Genomic DNA, 16,351 nt, shown 5'->3' with positions numbered 1-16,351 from the left:
GAGTTTCGCAACACAACTATTAATTATTAAGTTTTACGCATGAGGGAAATTTATGAGTTATGAGCTTTCCCGTCGTCAAGTTTTAAAACTAGCTGGATTCTTATCTGCTGGAACTGCTGCTGTCGGAAGCGTTCCCATCGTTAGTCGGTTTTTCGCCGATCGCGCTAACGCGCAGACTGGTACGATCTACATTCGCGAAAATATATATACATTTATCCAGTCGCCACAGAAAGTTGCGGCTCTCAGGAGAGGTATTCAGGTGATGAAATCTCGCCCTGATACTAACCCGACTAGTTGGATTTACCAAGCTAATATGCATGGCATTCCCAGCGGTGAGACACGCAGATTAACAGCATGGAGGACATGCCAGCATGGAACCTTCTATTTCTTTCCCTGGCATCGCATGTACTTATATTATTTCGAGCGTATTCTCAGGCAAGCATCCGGCGATCCTACATTGGCGCTCCCGTACTGGAACTATTCAGATTCCGTCGAACAGCGCGTTCTACCCGAACCGTTCCGCATCCCCGCCGATTCCACGAACCCCCTCTATAGCGATCGCGGCAGCAGCATTAATGTCAACCAGGGCGATCCATTACCAGAAGCCGATGTCAGATATGCGGATGCTTTTCAACGGACAAACTTTTTCCATACATCCGATGGCGGGCGCAGCTTTGGCGGACGCAGGGTAACTGAGGCAAATGCAAATACTCACCGTGCTAATGGTTATGGGGACTTAGAACGAAGACCGCATAACGGCATCCATTCACGTATAGGCGGCTTAATGGGCAGCGTACCTACTGCTGCCCGCGATCCGATTTTTTGGTTGCATCATGCGAATATCGATCGCCTGTGGGAGCGCTGGTTGCGTCTGGGAGGGGGACGAGCAAATGCGACAACCAACAGCGATTGGATGAACGATACCTTTATTTTCTTTGATGAAAACGGTACTCAGGTACAGTTGCGCGGTAGAGATGTTCTCGATACCGCGGGTCAACTAAACTATTTGTATGACGATCCTTTATCAAGGAGAAACAGATCTGTAGCGCCATCGTCGCAGAGTACAGATACAAGTACTCAACAAACAGATACAAGCACTCAGCAACAAATAGCTATGTCGGCTAACGATCGGCAATTAACGATTGTCCTCAGTGATACTCCCCTCACTCTGTCTGCTCCAGCGCAAGATCTGGTGAGGACGAGAGCATTAACGGCAGAATCTGCACTAACTCTCAACATTACAGGAGTCGAGTACAACCCAGATAATCCTATTCCCTACGACATTTACATCAATTTACCTGAAGGAGTCGCTCCAGACCCTTACGGACCCTACTATGCTGGGATTCTGTCACTATTTTCTTTGCCCCAAAAAGGCACTTTCCGCCTTGATATTACTTCTACGGTGAGGCAGCTACAGAGACGTAGTCTCATGACGGGAGATTTTATCTCTGTTACCTTTGTGCCACCTTATAGACAGATACAGCAGGAGCGCTCTACCCAGGATCGCCAAGCTCAATTACAAGGGGCAGTCCGCTTTAGTGGAGTGACTCTGACGAGAGAGTAATCGGGGTCGCTATCGCGCTCTAGCGGCAACAGTAACATCAAAATTGAGCTGAAACGGTTTGAAATTAGCTCCGGCTTTAGGAGTCCCTTTCAATTCCACCTGATAAGCACCGGGTTTGGGAAAAATAATTTCCGCGCCAGGAATGCCTTGATATTTCTCGGCTGTCACGGCTTTGAGTGACGGTTGTAAAAGTGGTGCAGCATTTTTTTGGCGCGGTTCGGCATAGACTGCTAGTTGGCAATTACACTGCTGAAGGGGAATTGTTTGTCCGCCTTTACGTGTGAGTGCGATCCAAGCGAGTGTTGCTTTTCCTGCTTGGGGATTGTCGTTAGGTTCGAGGTGAATTGTACCACCAACATCGCCGGAGATTTCTACTTTATGGGCGATCGCGACTGAGGCGATCGCTCCTGTTGCTAGTACGCTGAGTAATAAACATCGAGCGTGCTTGTACCAGTCTTCTGTTGCCCCCCTTAACAAGGGGGGTTGGGGGGATCTTCCAAGGCGCTGTTTTAGTAACATAGTCATACTAAGATTTTTTGGCTGAAACATAGTATTTTTCTATATGGAAAATTGACCAAAACCAACGCGATCGCACCAGCAATATTCCCACAGTCGCAACTCCCAAGAGACTTGCATATAACTGGCTGCTTTCACTCACGCTACCTAAATAGTGAGAACCAATTAGCACTGCATGGACTGCACTCAAAATTACGGCAGGAATTCCTAATAAATGAATTTGTCGCCAGCGCGTGCCTAAGAATTTTTGGGCGCGATCGCAACTCGTAATGGCTGCCGGAGCCATTAAGACAATGGCAATAAATCCCAATATTAAACTGATTTGATGGGCGGGTAACAGGAAAGCAAATGCTTCTACATTCCAGTCCAACGTATGCGCCATCATGTGGATTGTATGTGCCAAAGCGAGTACGAAGGCTCCTACACCTAAGACGCGGCGATATTGTAAGGGTGCAGCCCACAAACGGCTGATGGGACGGGCAATCAGAGCTAGCATTAAGCAGAATAGGGATGCATGACCTGTATAATCAGTCATCGTGTCCCCAGTTCGTAGTAGGGTAATCGCCCCAATTGCTACTGTAATCCAGCCACCTAAGCGAAATAATTGACTGCGGCGATCGCGACTTAAAAAAGATGTCGAGACTCCCACCCCCAGCATCATCGGTAGAGTGCCAATTCCAAAAGCGAGCATTGTGGCTGCACCTTGCCATAATTGCCCCGTTTCCGCCGCTTTAATTTGCGCGGCATACAAAAACCCACAAGGCATCAAGCCCCACACTAAACCCAAGCCTGCGGGTGTCCACCATTGGGTTTTAAAAGATAGGTTGACCATACCCCGACTCAGGCGATCGTGCCATTTGCCATGAGTCAGAGGGTGTAGCAAGGGAAGGTGAAGAAATTGGGGGTTAATTTGCGCTAGACCAAATAAAATGAGCATGATTCCCGTCAGTGTTGCCAGCCAGCGCCGTACTTCGCTACCGATGCCTGCCATTTGCCCGCTGGCGATCGCGATCGAACCAATTGCCCCAATTGCCGCACCGACAAGAACGTAACTAATAATTCGTCCTAAATTTAATAGAGTATGAAAATATACTTGCTGCTGCCATTTCGGTTTGTCTTGTTGACCTGATAGAGAGAACGCCACTGTTAAGGGTCCACACATCCCGACGCAGTGTCCGAAACTTCCCAAGAAGCCGAGGGACATTATCAGTAGAAAATCTACCATAGGGTAACAGATGTAGAGACGTTCCGTGGAACGTCTCTACAATTAATTTTGCTTTTGTGCGGGTACTTCTACGATTTGCGTAGCTTCTATCATCTTACCGTTGTGAGCTAAAACCTGATGATTGTTAGCATTCAAGCTAACTCTAATTTCGTTTTTACCAGGCTTGAGATTGTCTAAATAATACCAAGAGCTATATAAACGGGTGATTTTTTTACCGTTAACGTACAAATGGGCGTGACCTTCTCCTGGTTTTGCTGCTTTATTAACTTCCTCTGGCGCAAATTTGAAGTTGGTCGTTTGCACTTTGAGGTTGTACCCGCGCATGGTGTCGGGATGAACCGCCAGTTTCACTGATGGAATCGGTTCGCCTGCGGGAATTTCCCTCATCTGGTGGTGGGGGTCTGCACTGGTACGAGAATGAGGCTCGGATGGGGTATCGTGGTTATGAGCCGTGGTCATTCCGGCATTGTTCGCCAAAATGGTAGCGCCAACGGTAGCGAGTATGAGGAGCGATCGCTTAAACATTCTGTCTAATTGCCAGAGATCTGAAAGTACATGTTTTTGACTGCAACTCATTACTCTAGGTAAAACTTTTGCTTCAGTCAAAAGACAAGCTGTCGTACATCTGCGATCGCTCTTGCTCAATTCAACCGTGAATTAATCCATCTGGCATGATTGCCCAAGCTAAATCTATTCGCTCATCTTGCAGTTGAGATTTTAGTTTTGCTCGCTTTAGGTTAGCTCCCCGCAAAATTAATCCCTCCATTTTGACATCGACTAAATTCGCTCCCGTTAAATTTGCTCCACTTAGGTTAGCTTGACTTAAATTTGCCCAACTCAAATCTACTTGGGATAGGTTTGCCTTAATTAGCTCCACTCGTTCTAGATTGGCTCCCCGCAGCGTTGCTAAAATCAATTTGGCATCGGTCAAGTTGGCATGACGCAAATTTGTTCCAGTCAGATTTGCTCCACTCAAGTTAACTCCAGCTAAGTTTGCTTCGCTGAAGTCAACTCCTACTAGATCTGCACCACTAAAATCTGCTTCGCTCAAATTAACTTTCCACAAGTTCACGCCGCTCAAATGCACTTCGCGAAAATCTCGCTCTCCCTTGTTGTAGCGACTCACTAGTTCTGCGGCATCCATATTCTCGCGGTTTGTTTCCCAGCCAAAAGGCGATCGCATCGATCCAAAATTCATTGGGAGTCTCCTTCTATACTTACAAAAATCTCATCCCCGATCGCGCGACTTGGATAACAGCGTACAGGCTGTAAATCTCGCTCTAGTTCAGTCAAGTCAGATGGATAAACGTTGCGGGGATAAACATTGGCTCCAGTTCTGACATCGTAGAGGTAATGATGCCAAGGACATTCGATCTTGTCTCCCCACAGCGTTCCTTGCTCCAGAGGTCCATCTTGATGAGGACATTGGGTGGCTAGAGCGTAGATCTCTCCAGCTAAATTCACTAACAGCAGGCGTTTATCTCCAACTTCCACAACCTGCATCGTGCCTGGAGACACAGCACTGAGTTTAGTAACTTTGATAAATTCAGTCATAGCAAGATTTTGCAGTAGAGACGCGCCGTGGCGCGTCTCTACTCTCTACAGTTTGTGACCGTTGGATGGTGCGACTAAAAAGCGCGAAGTGTAGGGCGATTCTCCTGGTGCGCCTCTACGGATGTGACCGGAAGGACCTTCACCTAAAAACTCGGAGAACCAAGCTTCGTGTTCGATTTCCTCGTTAAGAATAGCCAAGGACAGCTCATAGGTGCGGTGGTCTTTCCCAAAGGTCATGTTGCAAATCTCAGTGTAAACGCGAATCGCACACCGTTCTGCCTCTACCAAAACCTGAAGCATTGGTCTAATATCACCTTGTTGCATTGCCTGCTGCACTTCTGAGACTGCTTCTTTTGACTCCTCACTACCGCCGTTGGTAAAGCCAACTCGTGGCGTAGATTTGCCATTACCACGGTTCCATTCGGGCAAGTAAGCATCGGGACAAGCAGCTTCGTTAGAAAAGTCTCGAATATCCCTTGGTAACTGTCCGCCTAATTCATAGATTCGCGGTACTAAAGCCTCAAAGTGATTGCGGTCTTCTAATTTTGCATCTTCGATGATTTCTTTGAGTTCTTCACCTTCAAAACCAATGGCATTAACCCGCAGAATTGTGTAGTAGTAGTAAGTTGTAAATTCAGCAGACGCGGCACGGACGAGCTTCTGTACCAACTCTTCTACATTCACACCAGACTTCTGAACGACTTCCTGGGCAATCTTAGCCATAGTGTCTCTCCTCCCTTTTTTATCGGGATTTGTTAAAAGTCTTTTGTTAAAGATATATAGGCAATCTCTTTCAATCGCCTTATCTCAAACTCGTAACGAATTTGAGTTAATGCTCATACTACGATTTTTGAACAAACCGAGAACAACTGTGTGAAATTTAATAGAAAAATTAAAATTCTTTAGACTTCTTTACATTTTGAGGGTTCTATTCGTTGCTAAAAGCCAATTGAGAATTCCCATAGATTTATTTGCATCAGCAACGGTGCGATCGCTTTACCTCTTCTTATTAATTTAGCTACCAATTTAAACTTTTTACACAACAACAGCTTTTAATAGCTAATCTTTCATACTAATTTCGGTAATTCTTCCAGTCTGAAATCTTAGAAAAATCAATTATTCTATATTTGGCTCTGTGCCAGTGAAGTCAATAGCCAATCTCTGGGAAATAATTATGACTTTTGAAAAAGAATTAGAAGAAATTACTGCATTAGTTTTATTTAGCAGCGCGAGTCTGTTTTTAGGTTTTTTACTATTTTTTATTTGGGCTTATTCTTGATAAAAAACTTTCAAGCAAAAATTAGATAATAGGGTGGGCAATGCCCACCTTAATCTATTGAAAAAAGTTTAATCTTATTAAAAAGCATCTCAACTCATAATAGCTTCTATAAACCTCGCATTTGGATTAGTGGAACTAGCCAAAATAAGAAAATACCACCAATTTAAGGCTTGGAATAACAATAATCCATGCTTCATCTTTAGTGGAGTAGTAACTTCCTTTTTTAGAAGCGTCGAGAAGGATTTGGCGTAACAGCGAGCGACTTACACTCGAACAGCCCAAACCTGGACAAGTGCCTTCACTAGTCCATATCTTGGGAACTGGTGTTTCTTTCCACGCTCTATAGGTGTAGTAGAGATCTTTGCTTCTTCTGGAATAGATAGCGTCGCTAAAAAAATAAATTCCTTGACGGGAAATGGCATCCGCAGTTGCATTTGTTATGCCAAATATAGCTGTGCCACAACCCTCTCGCAAACCGCTCTGACCGCTAATGTTTATGGCGTAGGCTATCCCAATTTTTACAGGAATAAGACTACTATACCAAAAGTATTCATAAACCGACCATGCTACATGTAGAGTAATAAGTATTAAAATAACAGTTTTTACAAATTTTTTCATTAGCCAAGCAAAGGAATCGTCATGTTGGAGCAAAACCTTCCGTTTCGTCTACTAGATAAAAACCAACTTAAAGAACTACTAGAGCTTGCTAGCATAGCTGAACAGAAAATGCGAGAAAGTAGTGAAGGACTAACTGCTTTGGCACAAAAGTGGCAAGACAAAGCTAAAATTCAATTTCAGAAGTCAGAGCAACGAGGGTAGATATTCTGTCTTAAGTTAAGAATTAGGTGGGGTGAGTCATGCTCACTCTGCATTTTTAGCTTATTTATTACGAATTACTTCTAGTGATTCTGTAGAATATCTAATACCTGCTTGCTTAAACCTGCGTAAGGCTTCACCTAAGCGATCGCATTCTAAAATTAAACTAATTCTGACGTATCCTTCTCCCCCTACACCAAAAGCATTTCCAGGGGTAACGACAACCCCGGTTTGCTGCAATACGGATAAAGCAAAATCTGTAGAACCCATTCCTGAAGGACAGGGAATCCACAAATACATTGTGGCTTTAGTTTTGGGAATGTTCCAACCGAGTTCGGCTAATCCTTGAGTTAGAAAATCGCGCCGACGTAAATAACGTTCTTGGACTTGATGTAAATATTCATCTGGAAGTTGCAAAGCTGTCTCGGCAGCTGTTTGCAATGCGGCGAAAATTCCATAATCTAAATTGGTTTTCAACGTCCGCAAACCTTGAATAATTTGACTATTTCCTACCACAAATCCCACGCGCCAACCTGCCATATTGTAGGTTTTGGACATGGTGTGAAATTCTACGCCGATGTCTTTTGCCCCCGGTATTTCTAATAAGCTGGTGGGTTGATAACCATCAAAAGCTAATTCGGCATAACACAAGTCATGCACTAATAAAATTTCGTATTTGCGGGCAAAGGCAACAATATCTTCAAAAAATTCGCGAGGAGCTGTGGCAGCGGTGGGGTTGCTGGGATAATTAAAATAGAGAATTTTAGCTTTTTCGGCTACTGCATCGGGAATCGCGGCTAAATCGATCAGCCAGTCATTTTCGGGTTTGAGGATGAGGCTATAAATCTCTCCGCCAGCAATAACGGGACCGCGAAAATGGACGGGATAGGAGGGTGAGGGGACTAATACAACATCGCCAGGGTTAATATAGGCGATCGCTAAGTGTCCCAATCCTTCTTTAGAACCGAGTAGCGGTAATGCTTCGCTGTCAGGATCGAGATTCACACCATAACGGCGATGATACCAATTTGTAATTGCTCGCCGAAAACTTGCCGTACCTTCAAACGGGGGATAACCGTGGTTGGCGGGGTTTTTCAACGCCGCGATCGCCGCATCGATTACGGGCTGGGGTGCGGCTCCGTCGGGGTTTCCCATCCCCAAATCAATTAAATCTATCCCCTGTTCTCTGGCTTTCGCTTTTAATTCATCTAACCGAGCAAATACATACTGTGGTAGCGCCCGGACGCGATCCGCCGGACTAATCCAATCCAAGCTCATTGAGCTACCTCTTCGTTGACGAGATTTGTAGTGATGGGGTTGAGGATATTGCTGTTAGCCGGAGCTGTGGTAGAAACCATCGCCGCCATCAATTGTTCTGTAACAACTTTAAAGGGTAGCCGATGAATGTCAGATTTAGGATTTAAAGCTATTTCTGCCGCTTGTTTGAGTTGGGTAATCGTAATATTTTCCAGTCCCAAGTCTGCAAGAGTTTGAGGTAGTCCGATTTCGGTATAAAACTTGAGTAGCTGTTGTCGTGCGGTAGCTGCCAGTTGATTGCCCTGCACCATTTCTTCTAGCCGCAACTGGACTAAAATGCCGTAACTAACTTTTTCGCCGTGGATGCTGCTGTGAATCGGCAGGTGAGTTAAGCCATTGTGGACGGCGTGAGCAGCTACAGTACGGCATTGAGCGCCCCCTAAGCCACCAATGACTCCTGCGAGTAAAACTGTAGCATCGACAACTTCCCGCCAAACTTCGCTACCTGGTGCTTGTAAAGCAGTGGCGGATTTTTGAAATAAAATATCGCGCAGTACCCTAGCTTGTTGCACGGCAGCAATAATTAAAGTTTGCTCTGAGTGTCCGCTACTCACAGAGGCTTCGTACCACTTGGCGATCGCATCTCCAATTCCTGCAACTAAGGTATGTCTGGGAGCAGTTTGCACCAAATCGTAATCTAGGATGAGTAAGTTAGGGCAATTGGGCAGGCTGACATCATACAAAAATGCTCCGTCTTCCGAATAGACGTTAGAAAGAGCCGTCCAAGCCGCACAGGTAGCCGCCGAAGTCGGAATCGTGACGATAGGCAACTCGCACTGATAAGCTAATAATTTCGCCGCATCTAAGGCTTTACCACCACCAACACCAATAATCAGATCGGCTTTGTGTGCTGCTACCGCTTGTTTTAACGCTGCCAAACTCGCCTTGCTGCAATCTCTACCGTAGCTTGCTTGGGTAAATTTCAATTTTTGCGCTTCCAATACAGGCTTTAAGCGAGATTGGACGGCAACAAGAGAGCGATCGCCACCTACAATTAAGGGACGATGACCTAAACGCGCGATCGCGCTTCCGGCTGTTTCTAAAGCTTGCGGGGCGCGGATTACCTGTGCTGGAGCTACGGACAGACAAAGCATCTTACTAGTATTTGGTGGTTGAATATATAGTATAAGCGAGGGATAAAGTGGTGCGTGGTGCGTGGTGCGCTCAGGCGTGAGAAAGATATCAATTTATCTTCCCCGACTCCTGTAAGGGCGGGTTTTGAGCAAAGATTTCTTGCCTCAACTATACGATCTTTCGCCAAACCCGCCCCTACGACTCCCTGCTCCCTGGTAATTGGGCTATGCTTTCGGGATCGATCTTAATTTCCATTGCATTGTCAGTGCGGCTGGAGAGCGATCGCTCGATTTGTCCCAAGTAGAGGGGTTTGGTAACTCCTGGTTCTGGATGCAGATTTGTCCTGACTCTAATCGTCAGTTTATCGTCCTGTCTGCCCAAGCGACCGTAGGAGAATAAATCGCTGGCGGCTTGTTGCATTGTTGCTTCTAGTGCTTGGCTATCAATCGTAGGAGGTACGGCAATTACGGTTTGCGTCCCACCGTTGTCGAAGACTAAAGAGTAGCTTACTGCGCCTGGAATGAGCGTGCGGGTAAATGGTACTAAACCGAGGGCAAACAATCCACCCGTGAGTACGCCTAAAAAGCCAGTAATCCCGACGAGGCGAAATCTAATTCCCCATTGAAGCAGAAAACCCAGGACGGTTATCGCCGCCAAAGCTAGGGTGGTTATTCCTACCCACCCAGAAGCATTGAGAAAATCAGTTGTAGTTGGCATTGTGAAATCAAATTGTGAGATCGATTACTCGTTTTCGTTACTGATAAATCCTTCAGGCACTTGCTCGTTGGTTGATTCCAAGGCTGCTTTGAGGGTATGCCAGGTGAGATTAGCACATTTGATCCGCACGGGAAACTGAGCGACTCCCGCCATCACGTTGAGTTTGCGCTGTTCTTTGGGAAACTCGTCTTCTCCTTTCATCATCCGTTGAAAGCGCTGCACCATTTCTAATGCGACGCTGACAGACTTACCGCGCAAAACATCTGCCATTAAGTCAGCCGATGCCATCGCGATCGCGCAACCTTCACCATCAAATTTTACATCTGCGATCGTATCGCCCGCTTCATTCAGTTGCACCGTTAATTCAATCGTATCTCCACAAGAAGGATTATGTCCCCGTTGATAGCGATGCACGGGATCGGTTTTTCCTTTGTGGCGAGGTTTTCTATAGTGTTCTAGAATTACCTGCTGGTACAGGTCGCGGACATTACCCAAAGTCATAATTGCGTTTGCGATCGGGTTTATTTACCTACTTCCATCCTATCAGGGTATTTCAGGTGCGATCGGGTCGTTTTGACGTACCCTATCAATTCAGGAAAAAAGGATTGAAAACTGCGATCTAATTCCTGATAGTGAGCTGTTAATTCTTCAATACCACTAGCTAAAATCTCTCCTTGCCTGTTCACGCGATGAGCCATCCGGTTGAGCGTCACCTCTATTCCACTAATATATTGATATTTATTTAACCAATCTTGTTGAATCATTTGTGGTAATGCACGTTGGAGGCGATCGGGGAGAATCGATTGATTTTGTGATAGGATTACATATACTTTTTGGCTAAAATCATCAAGCGTCACCGAACTATAATTCTGCCAATTTCTAGCGAGAAAATGATCGTAAAATACATCTAATAAAATTCCGGCAAATCTTCTTCGCGATGCAGAAACTAGTTGTTTAGCTTCTTTTACTATTGGGTGCGAATCTGTATATGCATCGACTTTTCGATGTAATTCTATTCCTTGCTGAATTGCGATTGAATATCGTTCCTTATCTACCCCTTTGAGAAAATCTCCTAAAAGATTTCCAAGTAACGATTCAGGTGTATGTTCGGCTAAAAACAGATGCGCCAAATAGTTCATTTTGTAACTCGTAACACTTGCCCTTCTTGGGGGCGATCGCCTTTATTAGAAATATATATTGCCCCATCACGACCAATAGTAAGAGCAGTTGGCGATTCTAGTCCATTACCACTAACAAGTTTTGTCCGCATACCATCAGGGGCAACTTGAATCAAAGCACCATCTACACTACCCGTCCATTGCGGCTGATTGGCATATTGTAAAACATATAAATTACCTTGGCGATCAAATTCTAAGTCGGAAATTTGGGTAAAGCCTTCGGCATAAACTGTTGTTTTACCATCAGCAGTAACTCGCATGACTCTAGCTTTCCCTACTGGAAACGGAAAACCAGTGTATTCGCTGACGTACAAAGCATCATCGGGACCAACCGTCACGCCTGTCGGTACGGATTGAATTTCGATTTCCGCTGGTGTTTGTCCTGGTGGCGGCGCTTCAGGAGGTAGTACTTGTCCCGGCGTTGGTATCGGGAAAACTGGATCTTTTACTGTTTGAGTGGGCAGTACAGATAATACTCCCAAGCTACCCCCGTTTAAACTTACATTCAGCAAGTCATTTGCAGCTGCATCCACTATATAAGCAGTATGACCCTTAATTGTAAAAGCATAAGGATTGCTGGCGACTTCACCGCTAACATCTAATGTGTCCTCCCCATCAGCATTATTATCCAGTTCGTATTTGGCTAAATCGGCAAGACTTTTTAAATTACCCGTAAGCAAATCAACTTGATAAAGTTGTCCCCAACTCGGCGCACCTTCGGGAAAGTCGCGAGTTTCTGGGTTTCCGCCATATCCAATGAGTAAATAGGGATTATTATAGGCATCAAATACTATATCTTGGGGTCCAGCAGCAGTAGTACCAGTGGGTCTTAAAGCGATAGAGGGTAGTTCAGATAGTATGCGTTCTTGCTTACCGTCCTTAATTTTGGTGACAGCACCACTATTACCGACACAGGAAGAAAGTCCTTGCAAACTGGGACCGGGAATGCAACGTCCATCTCCCCCTACACCTGATTCTGTCACGTAGAGGCTGCCATCAGAACTAAAGTTTAGCCCGCGTGGATTATCAAGACCGTCAGCAACTACCGATATTGTGACTTCTGCTTGTGCTGGAGAAATAAATATGAGAGAAATTAATATCGCAAAACTATGAACTAGTTTAGAAGTTAAAGATAAAGACATGATAAAAACATGGCAGGAAGGGAACAAGAATTAGATCGACCAACCCTGCATCAGCAATTTATGAAAAGTGAGAATGCGATCGCAATGAGTAATTTTTCGATCGCTTTGGTATTTGTTTCGATTAATTCTTAACTTCTCTCTGTCTCGCAACTTCATTAATTTTGTCTTGAATGGCTTGGCTGGCGGTGCTAATTTCTTCAGCTGGAATTTGCCACAATTTAGTAATTAACCATTCAGGAACGGGACTAATTACCATATGACATTTCCCGCACAAGGTAATTAAATTTGCCAGATCGTTTGTCCCGCCTTGACTTCTAGGAAGAATATGATGCACTTGTCCGCTATATTCTTTCCCACAAACTTGACACTGACGGTTGTCTCGCTGTAATATTTTCTGCCTAATTTCTCGCCATTCTGACATACATGACATATATCTCTAAATTGGTAAGTCAGCGCGGGGATTGAAAGTTTCTATTTGACGAATCTTTTCGTATAAATCTCGTTCTTCAGGACTAATATTTCTAGGGACAACTATTTGAATCTCAACAATTTGATCGCCTCTTTCGCCATCAGCATCGGGATAACCTTTCTTTGCCAGCCGCAATCTTTGCCCAGCGCGCACGCCTGGAGGTAAATTCATTTGTACCAAACCATCTAAAGTTGGTACTTCTACCGCACCACCTAAAATCGCCTCGACGGGAGTAATTGGTAACTGAATCGCAATATCGTTACCTTCTAACTTGAAATACGGATGAGGGGGAACGGTTATTTTTAAATAAAGATCGCCGCCACCAATTCCCTGTTCTCGTAGGCGAACAATCTGTCCAGTATACATTCCAGGTGGCATATTGACTTCTAGCGATCGCCCGTCTTCTTGGAGGCGAACGCGCTCCAATCCGCCTTCATATGCCCGTTCTAAGGGTATAGTTAACTTAGCCTCAATATCGCGCCGCGTAGTACGGGCATTAACTGTATAAGCTGCTTTAGTCGTCCCAGGACGAAACGGATCGCGGGGTGCTGTCGTCACTGGTTCGTCATCGGCTGTTGCAGTCCTGGCTTGTTTGCGCCGTCCCAAGACTTGATCGACAAAATTATTAAAGTCGGGAAATGCGCCATAATCGACTTTATTACCATTACCGCGACTATCTCCGGGTTTGGCTCTTGTAGTTTGCTTGCTCCAAAAACCAGGCTGATTCCAATACTTAGTATATTGGTCGTATTCTGCCCGTCGAGTTTGGTCAGAAAGGACTTCGTAAGCTTCGCCAATCGCCTTAAATTTTTCCTCTGCCTCTTTATTACCTGGGTTTAAGTCAGGATGATATTGTCTGGCTAAGCGCCGGAAAACCTTTTTAATCTCCTCGTTGCTTGTCTCTCTGGAGACTCCCAACACTTCATAGTAATCGCGAAAGTTACGCAAATCTTGCATAGTTTAGCTATCCGCTTGCAGCTTTTGGCTGTTAGCTTTTATAAGTTACCGTTTAATGTTTTCTTGTTTAGTTCTAGCAATCAACGTGCTAACTTAGCTAATTGTTAGTGGCTAATCGCTAGATTATAGCCAATCATCGTCATCATCCCAATTGTCTCGGTATGTGGGACGCTTGCGGCTACTGGGCTTATCTCCGTAAGAGGGGGAACGATCGCGGCTATAATCTTCTCTACCATAATCGTAGTAGTCGCGATCGCGATCGCGATAGTTGTCTCGGCGAGGTATGTCAAAGTAATCATCGTCATCACCCGTAAAGATGCGCTTGATTGAGTCAAATAAGCCTTCTTCCTCATCCTCACCATAGTATTCGCGGATCTCGCGTTTTAACTCGTAGATTGCATCTTGCAGTTCGACAAATAATTGGTCGATGCCGCGATCGTTATTTTCCTCTAAGTTTGCCCGCAGTTCGCGGACTAAACTTTCGATCCGCTGGCGCTGACTCCGCGCAAATTGCATTCCGAAATCTAACGCGACTTCCTTCAATTGTCGTTCTGCTTCGACTGTCAAAGACTCTGCCCGCGTCCGCTTTTCTACCCGTTCTTTGCGCTGACGGTCGATATCGGCATATTGTTCTGCCTCGCGAATTGCCCGTTGAATTTCTCCCTCGCTGAGGGTAGAAGCCCCTTGGACGGTGATACTCTGTTCTCTGCCTGTCGTACGATCGAGTGCCGTGACCTGTAAAATTCCATTAGCATCGACATCCAGCGACACCTGAATTTGGGGAATTCCCCTCGGCGCGGGTGGAATACCCGTCAGTTTGAACCGTCCGAGGGATTTATTATCAGCTGCCATTTCCCGTTCGCCCTGAACGACGTGAATTTCTACGACAGTTTGATTGTTTTCTGCGGTAGAAAAGATATCGGAACGACGCACGGGAATTGTCGTGTTGCGCGGGATCAATTTTTTCATCACGCCGCTGACACTTTCCAATCCCAACGATAAGGGCGTGACATCCAATAGCAGCACGTCTTTCATCTCGCCGCCCAAAATGCTGCCTTGAATTGCTGCCCCAACAGCCACAACTTCATCGGGATTGACATTTTGATTCGGTTCTCTGCCAATTAATGCCTCTACAAGTGCTTGTACCATTGGCATTCGCGTCCCTCCACCGACGAGGACAACCTCATCAATATCTGCGGGTCGCAAGTTAGCATCCATTAGCGCCCGTTTGACAGGGACGCGCAATCGTCCTAACAAGTCCGTACACAAGCCTTCAAATTGAGAACGGGTGAGTCTTGTTTCTAAATGCTTGGGACCCTCATCTGTAGCGGCGATGAAAGGCAGGTTGATGTCTGTTACCGTCACGCCAGATAATTCGATTTTCGCCCGTTCTGCTGCCTCCATTAAGCGCTGTAGAGAGGAGCGATCGCGTCTTAAGTCTACCCCTTCTGTCTCTAAAAATTGCTCTGCCAGCCAATCGACAATTTTTTTGTCAAAATCGTTACCACCTAGTTGTGTATCTCCACTAGTGGCTTTCACTTCAAATACACCATCGCCAACATCCAAAACCGACACGTCAAACGTACCACCACCTAGATCGAATACTAAAATCGTTTGGCTTTCCTGACGGTCTAAGCCATAAGCCAATGATGCAGCAGTGGGTTCGTTTAAAATCCGCAAGACTTCTAGTCCGGCAATTCTCCCAGCATCCCGCGTGGCTTGGCGTTGGGAGTCGTTGAAATAAGCGGGAACGGTAATGACTGCCTTGGTGACGGGTTCTCCTAAATATTTGCTGGCATCTTCCACCAACTTTTTTAGCACCATTGCCGAGACTTCTTCGGGAACGAATTCTTTATTCAGTCGCGGGCAGTCGATTTTAATATTACCAGCTTCACCTTTGCGAATTGTATAAGCAACTCGCTTCGATTCAGGGCTAAGTTCGCTATAGTTGCGACCGATGAAACGCTTGACCGAGTAAAATGTATTTTTGGGGTTGAGAACGGCTTGTCGTCGCGCCATTTGTCCCACCACCACTTCCCCTTCGCGACTGACACTAACCACGGAGGGAGTAGTCCGCATCCCTTCTGCATTGGCGATCGCCACAGGTTTACCACCCTCCATCACCGCTATGACTGAGTTCGTTGTCCCTAAGTCGATGCCGACTACCTTGCCCATGCGCGATCGTTCTCCTAGTTTGTCTCAATATAATAATATGTTGAGAACTTTTGCTGGATTTATTGTATCTTGCTGGCAACAGATATAGGAGCTAGGGAGCAGGGGAGAAGAGGGCTGAGGAAGCTGAGGGAGCGCAAGGTTGCTGAGGAGATAAAATAACTAACTGGTCAGGAGTCAGGAGTCACTGTCACCCCACACCCCACCCCCACACCCCACACCCCACACCCTACACCCTTTCTTTAACGCACCACTTTTTTCCAACTTCTGACTTCGCCATGACACATTCTTGTCACAACTGTTGCTTATGCTAGGTCTTTGTAGTGTTAGCAATTGGATTTGACATGTTGGCGATCGCTAGTTTTTCCCTC

Annotated in this window: 19 protein-coding genes; 3 read left to right on the top strand and 16 right to left on the bottom strand. The window is 45.6% G+C overall.

The window, feature by feature from the left end; translation table 11 throughout:
• The first annotated feature begins 52 nt into the window (after positions 1–52).
• Positions 53–1,564: a tyrosinase family protein gene (locus N4J56_RS04260; RefSeq protein WP_317105310.1), complete on the top strand. Its 1,512-nt coding sequence runs from the start codon at positions 53–55 to the stop codon at positions 1,562–1,564.
• A 9-nt stretch (positions 1,565–1,573) separates the two neighbouring features.
• Here N4J56_RS04260 and N4J56_RS04255 read toward each other — a convergent pair whose 3' ends face one another.
• From N4J56_RS04255 to N4J56_RS04225, 7 genes are all read right to left on the bottom strand, one after another.
• The gene (locus N4J56_RS04255) at positions 1,574–2,089 is read right to left on the bottom strand and encodes a hypothetical protein (protein ID WP_317105309.1); all 516 of its coding nucleotides are present in this window, start codon (positions 2,087–2,089) and stop codon (positions 1,574–1,576) included.
• 1 nt (position 2,090) lies between these two features.
• Complete coding sequence (locus N4J56_RS04250; RefSeq protein ID WP_317105308.1) at positions 2,091–3,305, bottom strand: sulfite exporter TauE/SafE family protein; 1,215 nt, start codon at positions 3,303–3,305, stop codon at positions 2,091–2,093.
• 42 nt (positions 3,306–3,347) lie between these two features.
• The gene (locus N4J56_RS04245; RefSeq protein WP_317105307.1) at positions 3,348–3,881 is read right to left on the bottom strand and encodes a hypothetical protein; all 534 of its coding nucleotides are present in this window, start codon (positions 3,879–3,881) and stop codon (positions 3,348–3,350) included.
• A 70-nt stretch (positions 3,882–3,951) separates the two neighbouring features.
• A complete protein-coding gene (locus N4J56_RS04240; RefSeq protein ID WP_317105306.1) occupies positions 3,952–4,503 on the bottom strand; it encodes a pentapeptide repeat-containing protein in 552 nt (183 codons plus the stop codon).
• The gene (locus tag N4J56_RS04235; protein WP_317105305.1) at positions 4,500–4,859 is read right to left on the bottom strand and encodes a Rieske (2Fe-2S) protein; all 360 of its coding nucleotides are present in this window, start codon (positions 4,857–4,859) and stop codon (positions 4,500–4,502) included. The genes N4J56_RS04240 and N4J56_RS04235 overlap by 4 nt, the downstream gene beginning before the upstream one ends.
• 45 nt (positions 4,860–4,904) lie before the next feature.
• On the bottom strand, positions 4,905–5,582 hold the full coding sequence (locus N4J56_RS04230) for a Dps family protein (protein ID WP_317105304.1): 678 nt from the start codon (positions 5,580–5,582) through the stop codon (positions 4,905–4,907).
• Between the two features lie 691 nt (positions 5,583–6,273).
• The gene (locus N4J56_RS04225) at positions 6,274–6,756 is read right to left on the bottom strand and encodes a hypothetical protein (protein WP_317105303.1); all 483 of its coding nucleotides are present in this window, start codon (positions 6,754–6,756) and stop codon (positions 6,274–6,276) included.
• A gap of 21 nt (positions 6,757–6,777) precedes the next feature.
• On the opposite strand from N4J56_RS04225, the gene N4J56_RS04220 reads away from it, so the two are divergent.
• Positions 6,778–6,957: a hypothetical protein gene (locus N4J56_RS04220; RefSeq protein ID WP_317105302.1), complete on the top strand. Its 180-nt coding sequence runs from the start codon at positions 6,778–6,780 to the stop codon at positions 6,955–6,957.
• Positions 6,958–7,017: 60 nt separating this feature from the next.
• On the opposite strand, the gene N4J56_RS04215 is transcribed toward N4J56_RS04220, so the two are convergent.
• From N4J56_RS04215 to N4J56_RS04190, 6 genes are all read right to left on the bottom strand, one after another.
• Positions 7,018–8,232, bottom strand: coding sequence for an aspartate aminotransferase (locus tag N4J56_RS04215; protein ID WP_317105301.1), 1,215 nt, complete (start codon positions 8,230–8,232; stop codon positions 7,018–7,020).
• Positions 8,229–9,365 carry an iron-containing alcohol dehydrogenase family protein gene (locus N4J56_RS04210; protein WP_317105300.1) on the bottom strand — a complete coding sequence of 379 codons (1,137 nt, stop codon included), beginning with the start codon at positions 9,363–9,365 and terminating at the stop codon, positions 8,229–8,231. The genes N4J56_RS04215 and N4J56_RS04210 overlap by 4 nt, the downstream gene beginning before the upstream one ends.
• A 175-nt stretch (positions 9,366–9,540) precedes the next feature.
• Positions 9,541–10,062, bottom strand: coding sequence for a Ycf51 family protein (locus tag N4J56_RS04205; protein WP_317105299.1), 522 nt, complete (start codon positions 10,060–10,062; stop codon positions 9,541–9,543).
• A 24-nt stretch (positions 10,063–10,086) separates the two neighbouring features.
• On the bottom strand, positions 10,087–10,563 hold the full coding sequence (sufU, locus tag N4J56_RS04200) for a Fe-S cluster assembly sulfur transfer protein SufU (RefSeq protein ID WP_317105298.1): 477 nt from the start codon (positions 10,561–10,563) through the stop codon (positions 10,087–10,089).
• A 20-nt stretch (positions 10,564–10,583) separates the two neighbouring features.
• Positions 10,584–11,201, bottom strand: a complete 618-nt coding sequence (locus tag N4J56_RS04195) for an ACP phosphodiesterase (RefSeq protein WP_317105297.1) — start codon at positions 11,199–11,201, stop codon at positions 10,584–10,586.
• Positions 11,198–12,382 (bottom strand): ScyD/ScyE family protein, encoded by a 1,185-nt coding sequence (locus tag N4J56_RS04190; RefSeq protein WP_317105296.1) that lies wholly within the window; start codon positions 12,380–12,382, stop codon positions 11,198–11,200. Before N4J56_RS04190 ends, N4J56_RS04195 begins: the two co-directional genes overlap by 4 nt.
• 9 nt (positions 12,383–12,391) lie before the next feature.
• Between N4J56_RS04190 and N4J56_RS04185 the strand changes: the two genes are divergently transcribed.
• Complete coding sequence (locus tag N4J56_RS04185) at positions 12,392–12,514, top strand: hypothetical protein (protein ID WP_317105295.1); 123 nt, start codon at positions 12,392–12,394, stop codon at positions 12,512–12,514.
• On the opposite strand, the gene N4J56_RS04180 is transcribed toward N4J56_RS04185, so the two are convergent.
• From N4J56_RS04180 to dnaK, 3 genes are all read right to left on the bottom strand, one after another.
• A complete protein-coding gene (locus N4J56_RS04180; RefSeq protein ID WP_317105294.1) occupies positions 12,504–12,812 on the bottom strand; it encodes an HNH endonuclease in 309 nt (102 codons plus the stop codon). The genes N4J56_RS04185 and N4J56_RS04180 overlap by 11 nt on opposite strands.
• Before the next feature lie 6 nt (positions 12,813–12,818).
• A complete protein-coding gene (locus N4J56_RS04175) occupies positions 12,819–13,808 on the bottom strand; it encodes a DnaJ C-terminal domain-containing protein (RefSeq protein WP_317105293.1) in 990 nt (329 codons plus the stop codon).
• Positions 13,809–13,931: 123 nt separating this feature from the next.
• Positions 13,932–15,983: a molecular chaperone DnaK gene (dnaK, locus tag N4J56_RS04170; RefSeq protein WP_317105292.1), complete on the bottom strand. Its 2,052-nt coding sequence runs from the start codon at positions 15,981–15,983 to the stop codon at positions 13,932–13,934.
• Positions 15,984–16,351: the final 368 nt, after the last annotated feature.

The organism is Chroococcidiopsis sp. SAG 2025 (assembly GCF_032860985.1).
Classification (GTDB): domain Bacteria; phylum Cyanobacteriota; class Cyanobacteriia; order Cyanobacteriales; family Chroococcidiopsidaceae; genus Chroococcidiopsis.
Note: the sequence above shows the minus strand (reverse complement) of the source record. Positions and strands in the feature narration are given on the sequence as shown.

Bases quoted from the DNA above. Each gene is read 5' to 3' on its own strand.
- N4J56_RS04255 (WP_317105309.1), bottom strand. From the start codon at position 2,089: ATGACTATGTTACTAAAACAGCGCCTTGGAAGATCCCCCCAACCCCCC.
- N4J56_RS04185 (WP_317105295.1), top strand. From the start codon at position 12,392: ATGGCAGGAAGGGAACAAGAATTAGATCGACCAACCCTGCATCAGCAA.
- N4J56_RS04215 (WP_317105301.1), bottom strand. From the start codon at position 8,232: ATGAGCTTGGATTGGATTAGTCCGGCGGATCGCGTCCGGGCGCTACCA.
- N4J56_RS04175 (WP_317105293.1), bottom strand. From the start codon at position 13,808: ATGCAAGATTTGCGTAACTTTCGCGATTACTATGAAGTGTTGGGAGTC.
- N4J56_RS04210 (WP_317105300.1), bottom strand. From the start codon at position 9,365: ATGCTTTGTCTGTCCGTAGCTCCAGCACAGGTAATCCGCGCCCCGCAA.
- N4J56_RS04220 (WP_317105302.1), top strand. From the start codon at position 6,778: ATGTTGGAGCAAAACCTTCCGTTTCGTCTACTAGATAAAAACCAACTT.
- N4J56_RS04190 (WP_317105296.1), bottom strand. From the start codon at position 12,382: ATGTCTTTATCTTTAACTTCTAAACTAGTTCATAGTTTTGCGATATTA.
- N4J56_RS04240 (WP_317105306.1), bottom strand. From the start codon at position 4,503: ATGAATTTTGGATCGATGCGATCGCCTTTTGGCTGGGAAACAAACCGC.
- N4J56_RS04245 (WP_317105307.1), bottom strand. From the start codon at position 3,881: ATGAGTTGCAGTCAAAAACATGTACTTTCAGATCTCTGGCAATTAGAC.
- N4J56_RS04225 (WP_317105303.1), bottom strand. From the start codon at position 6,756: ATGAAAAAATTTGTAAAAACTGTTATTTTAATACTTATTACTCTACAT.
- N4J56_RS04235 (WP_317105305.1), bottom strand. From the start codon at position 4,859: ATGACTGAATTTATCAAAGTTACTAAACTCAGTGCTGTGTCTCCAGGC.
- N4J56_RS04250 (WP_317105308.1), bottom strand. From the start codon at position 3,305: ATGGTAGATTTTCTACTGATAATGTCCCTCGGCTTCTTGGGAAGTTTC.
- N4J56_RS04180 (WP_317105294.1), bottom strand. From the start codon at position 12,812: ATGTCATGTATGTCAGAATGGCGAGAAATTAGGCAGAAAATATTACAG.
- N4J56_RS04195 (WP_317105297.1), bottom strand. From the start codon at position 11,201: ATGAACTATTTGGCGCATCTGTTTTTAGCCGAACATACACCTGAATCG.
- N4J56_RS04230 (WP_317105304.1), bottom strand. From the start codon at position 5,582: ATGGCTAAGATTGCCCAGGAAGTCGTTCAGAAGTCTGGTGTGAATGTA.
- N4J56_RS04260 (WP_317105310.1), top strand. From the start codon at position 53: ATGAGTTATGAGCTTTCCCGTCGTCAAGTTTTAAAACTAGCTGGATTC.
- sufU (WP_317105298.1), bottom strand. From the start codon at position 10,563: ATGACTTTGGGTAATGTCCGCGACCTGTACCAGCAGGTAATTCTAGAA.
- N4J56_RS04205 (WP_317105299.1), bottom strand. From the start codon at position 10,062: ATGCCAACTACAACTGATTTTCTCAATGCTTCTGGGTGGGTAGGAATA.
- dnaK (WP_317105292.1), bottom strand. From the start codon at position 15,983: ATGGGCAAGGTAGTCGGCATCGACTTAGGGACAACGAACTCAGTCATA.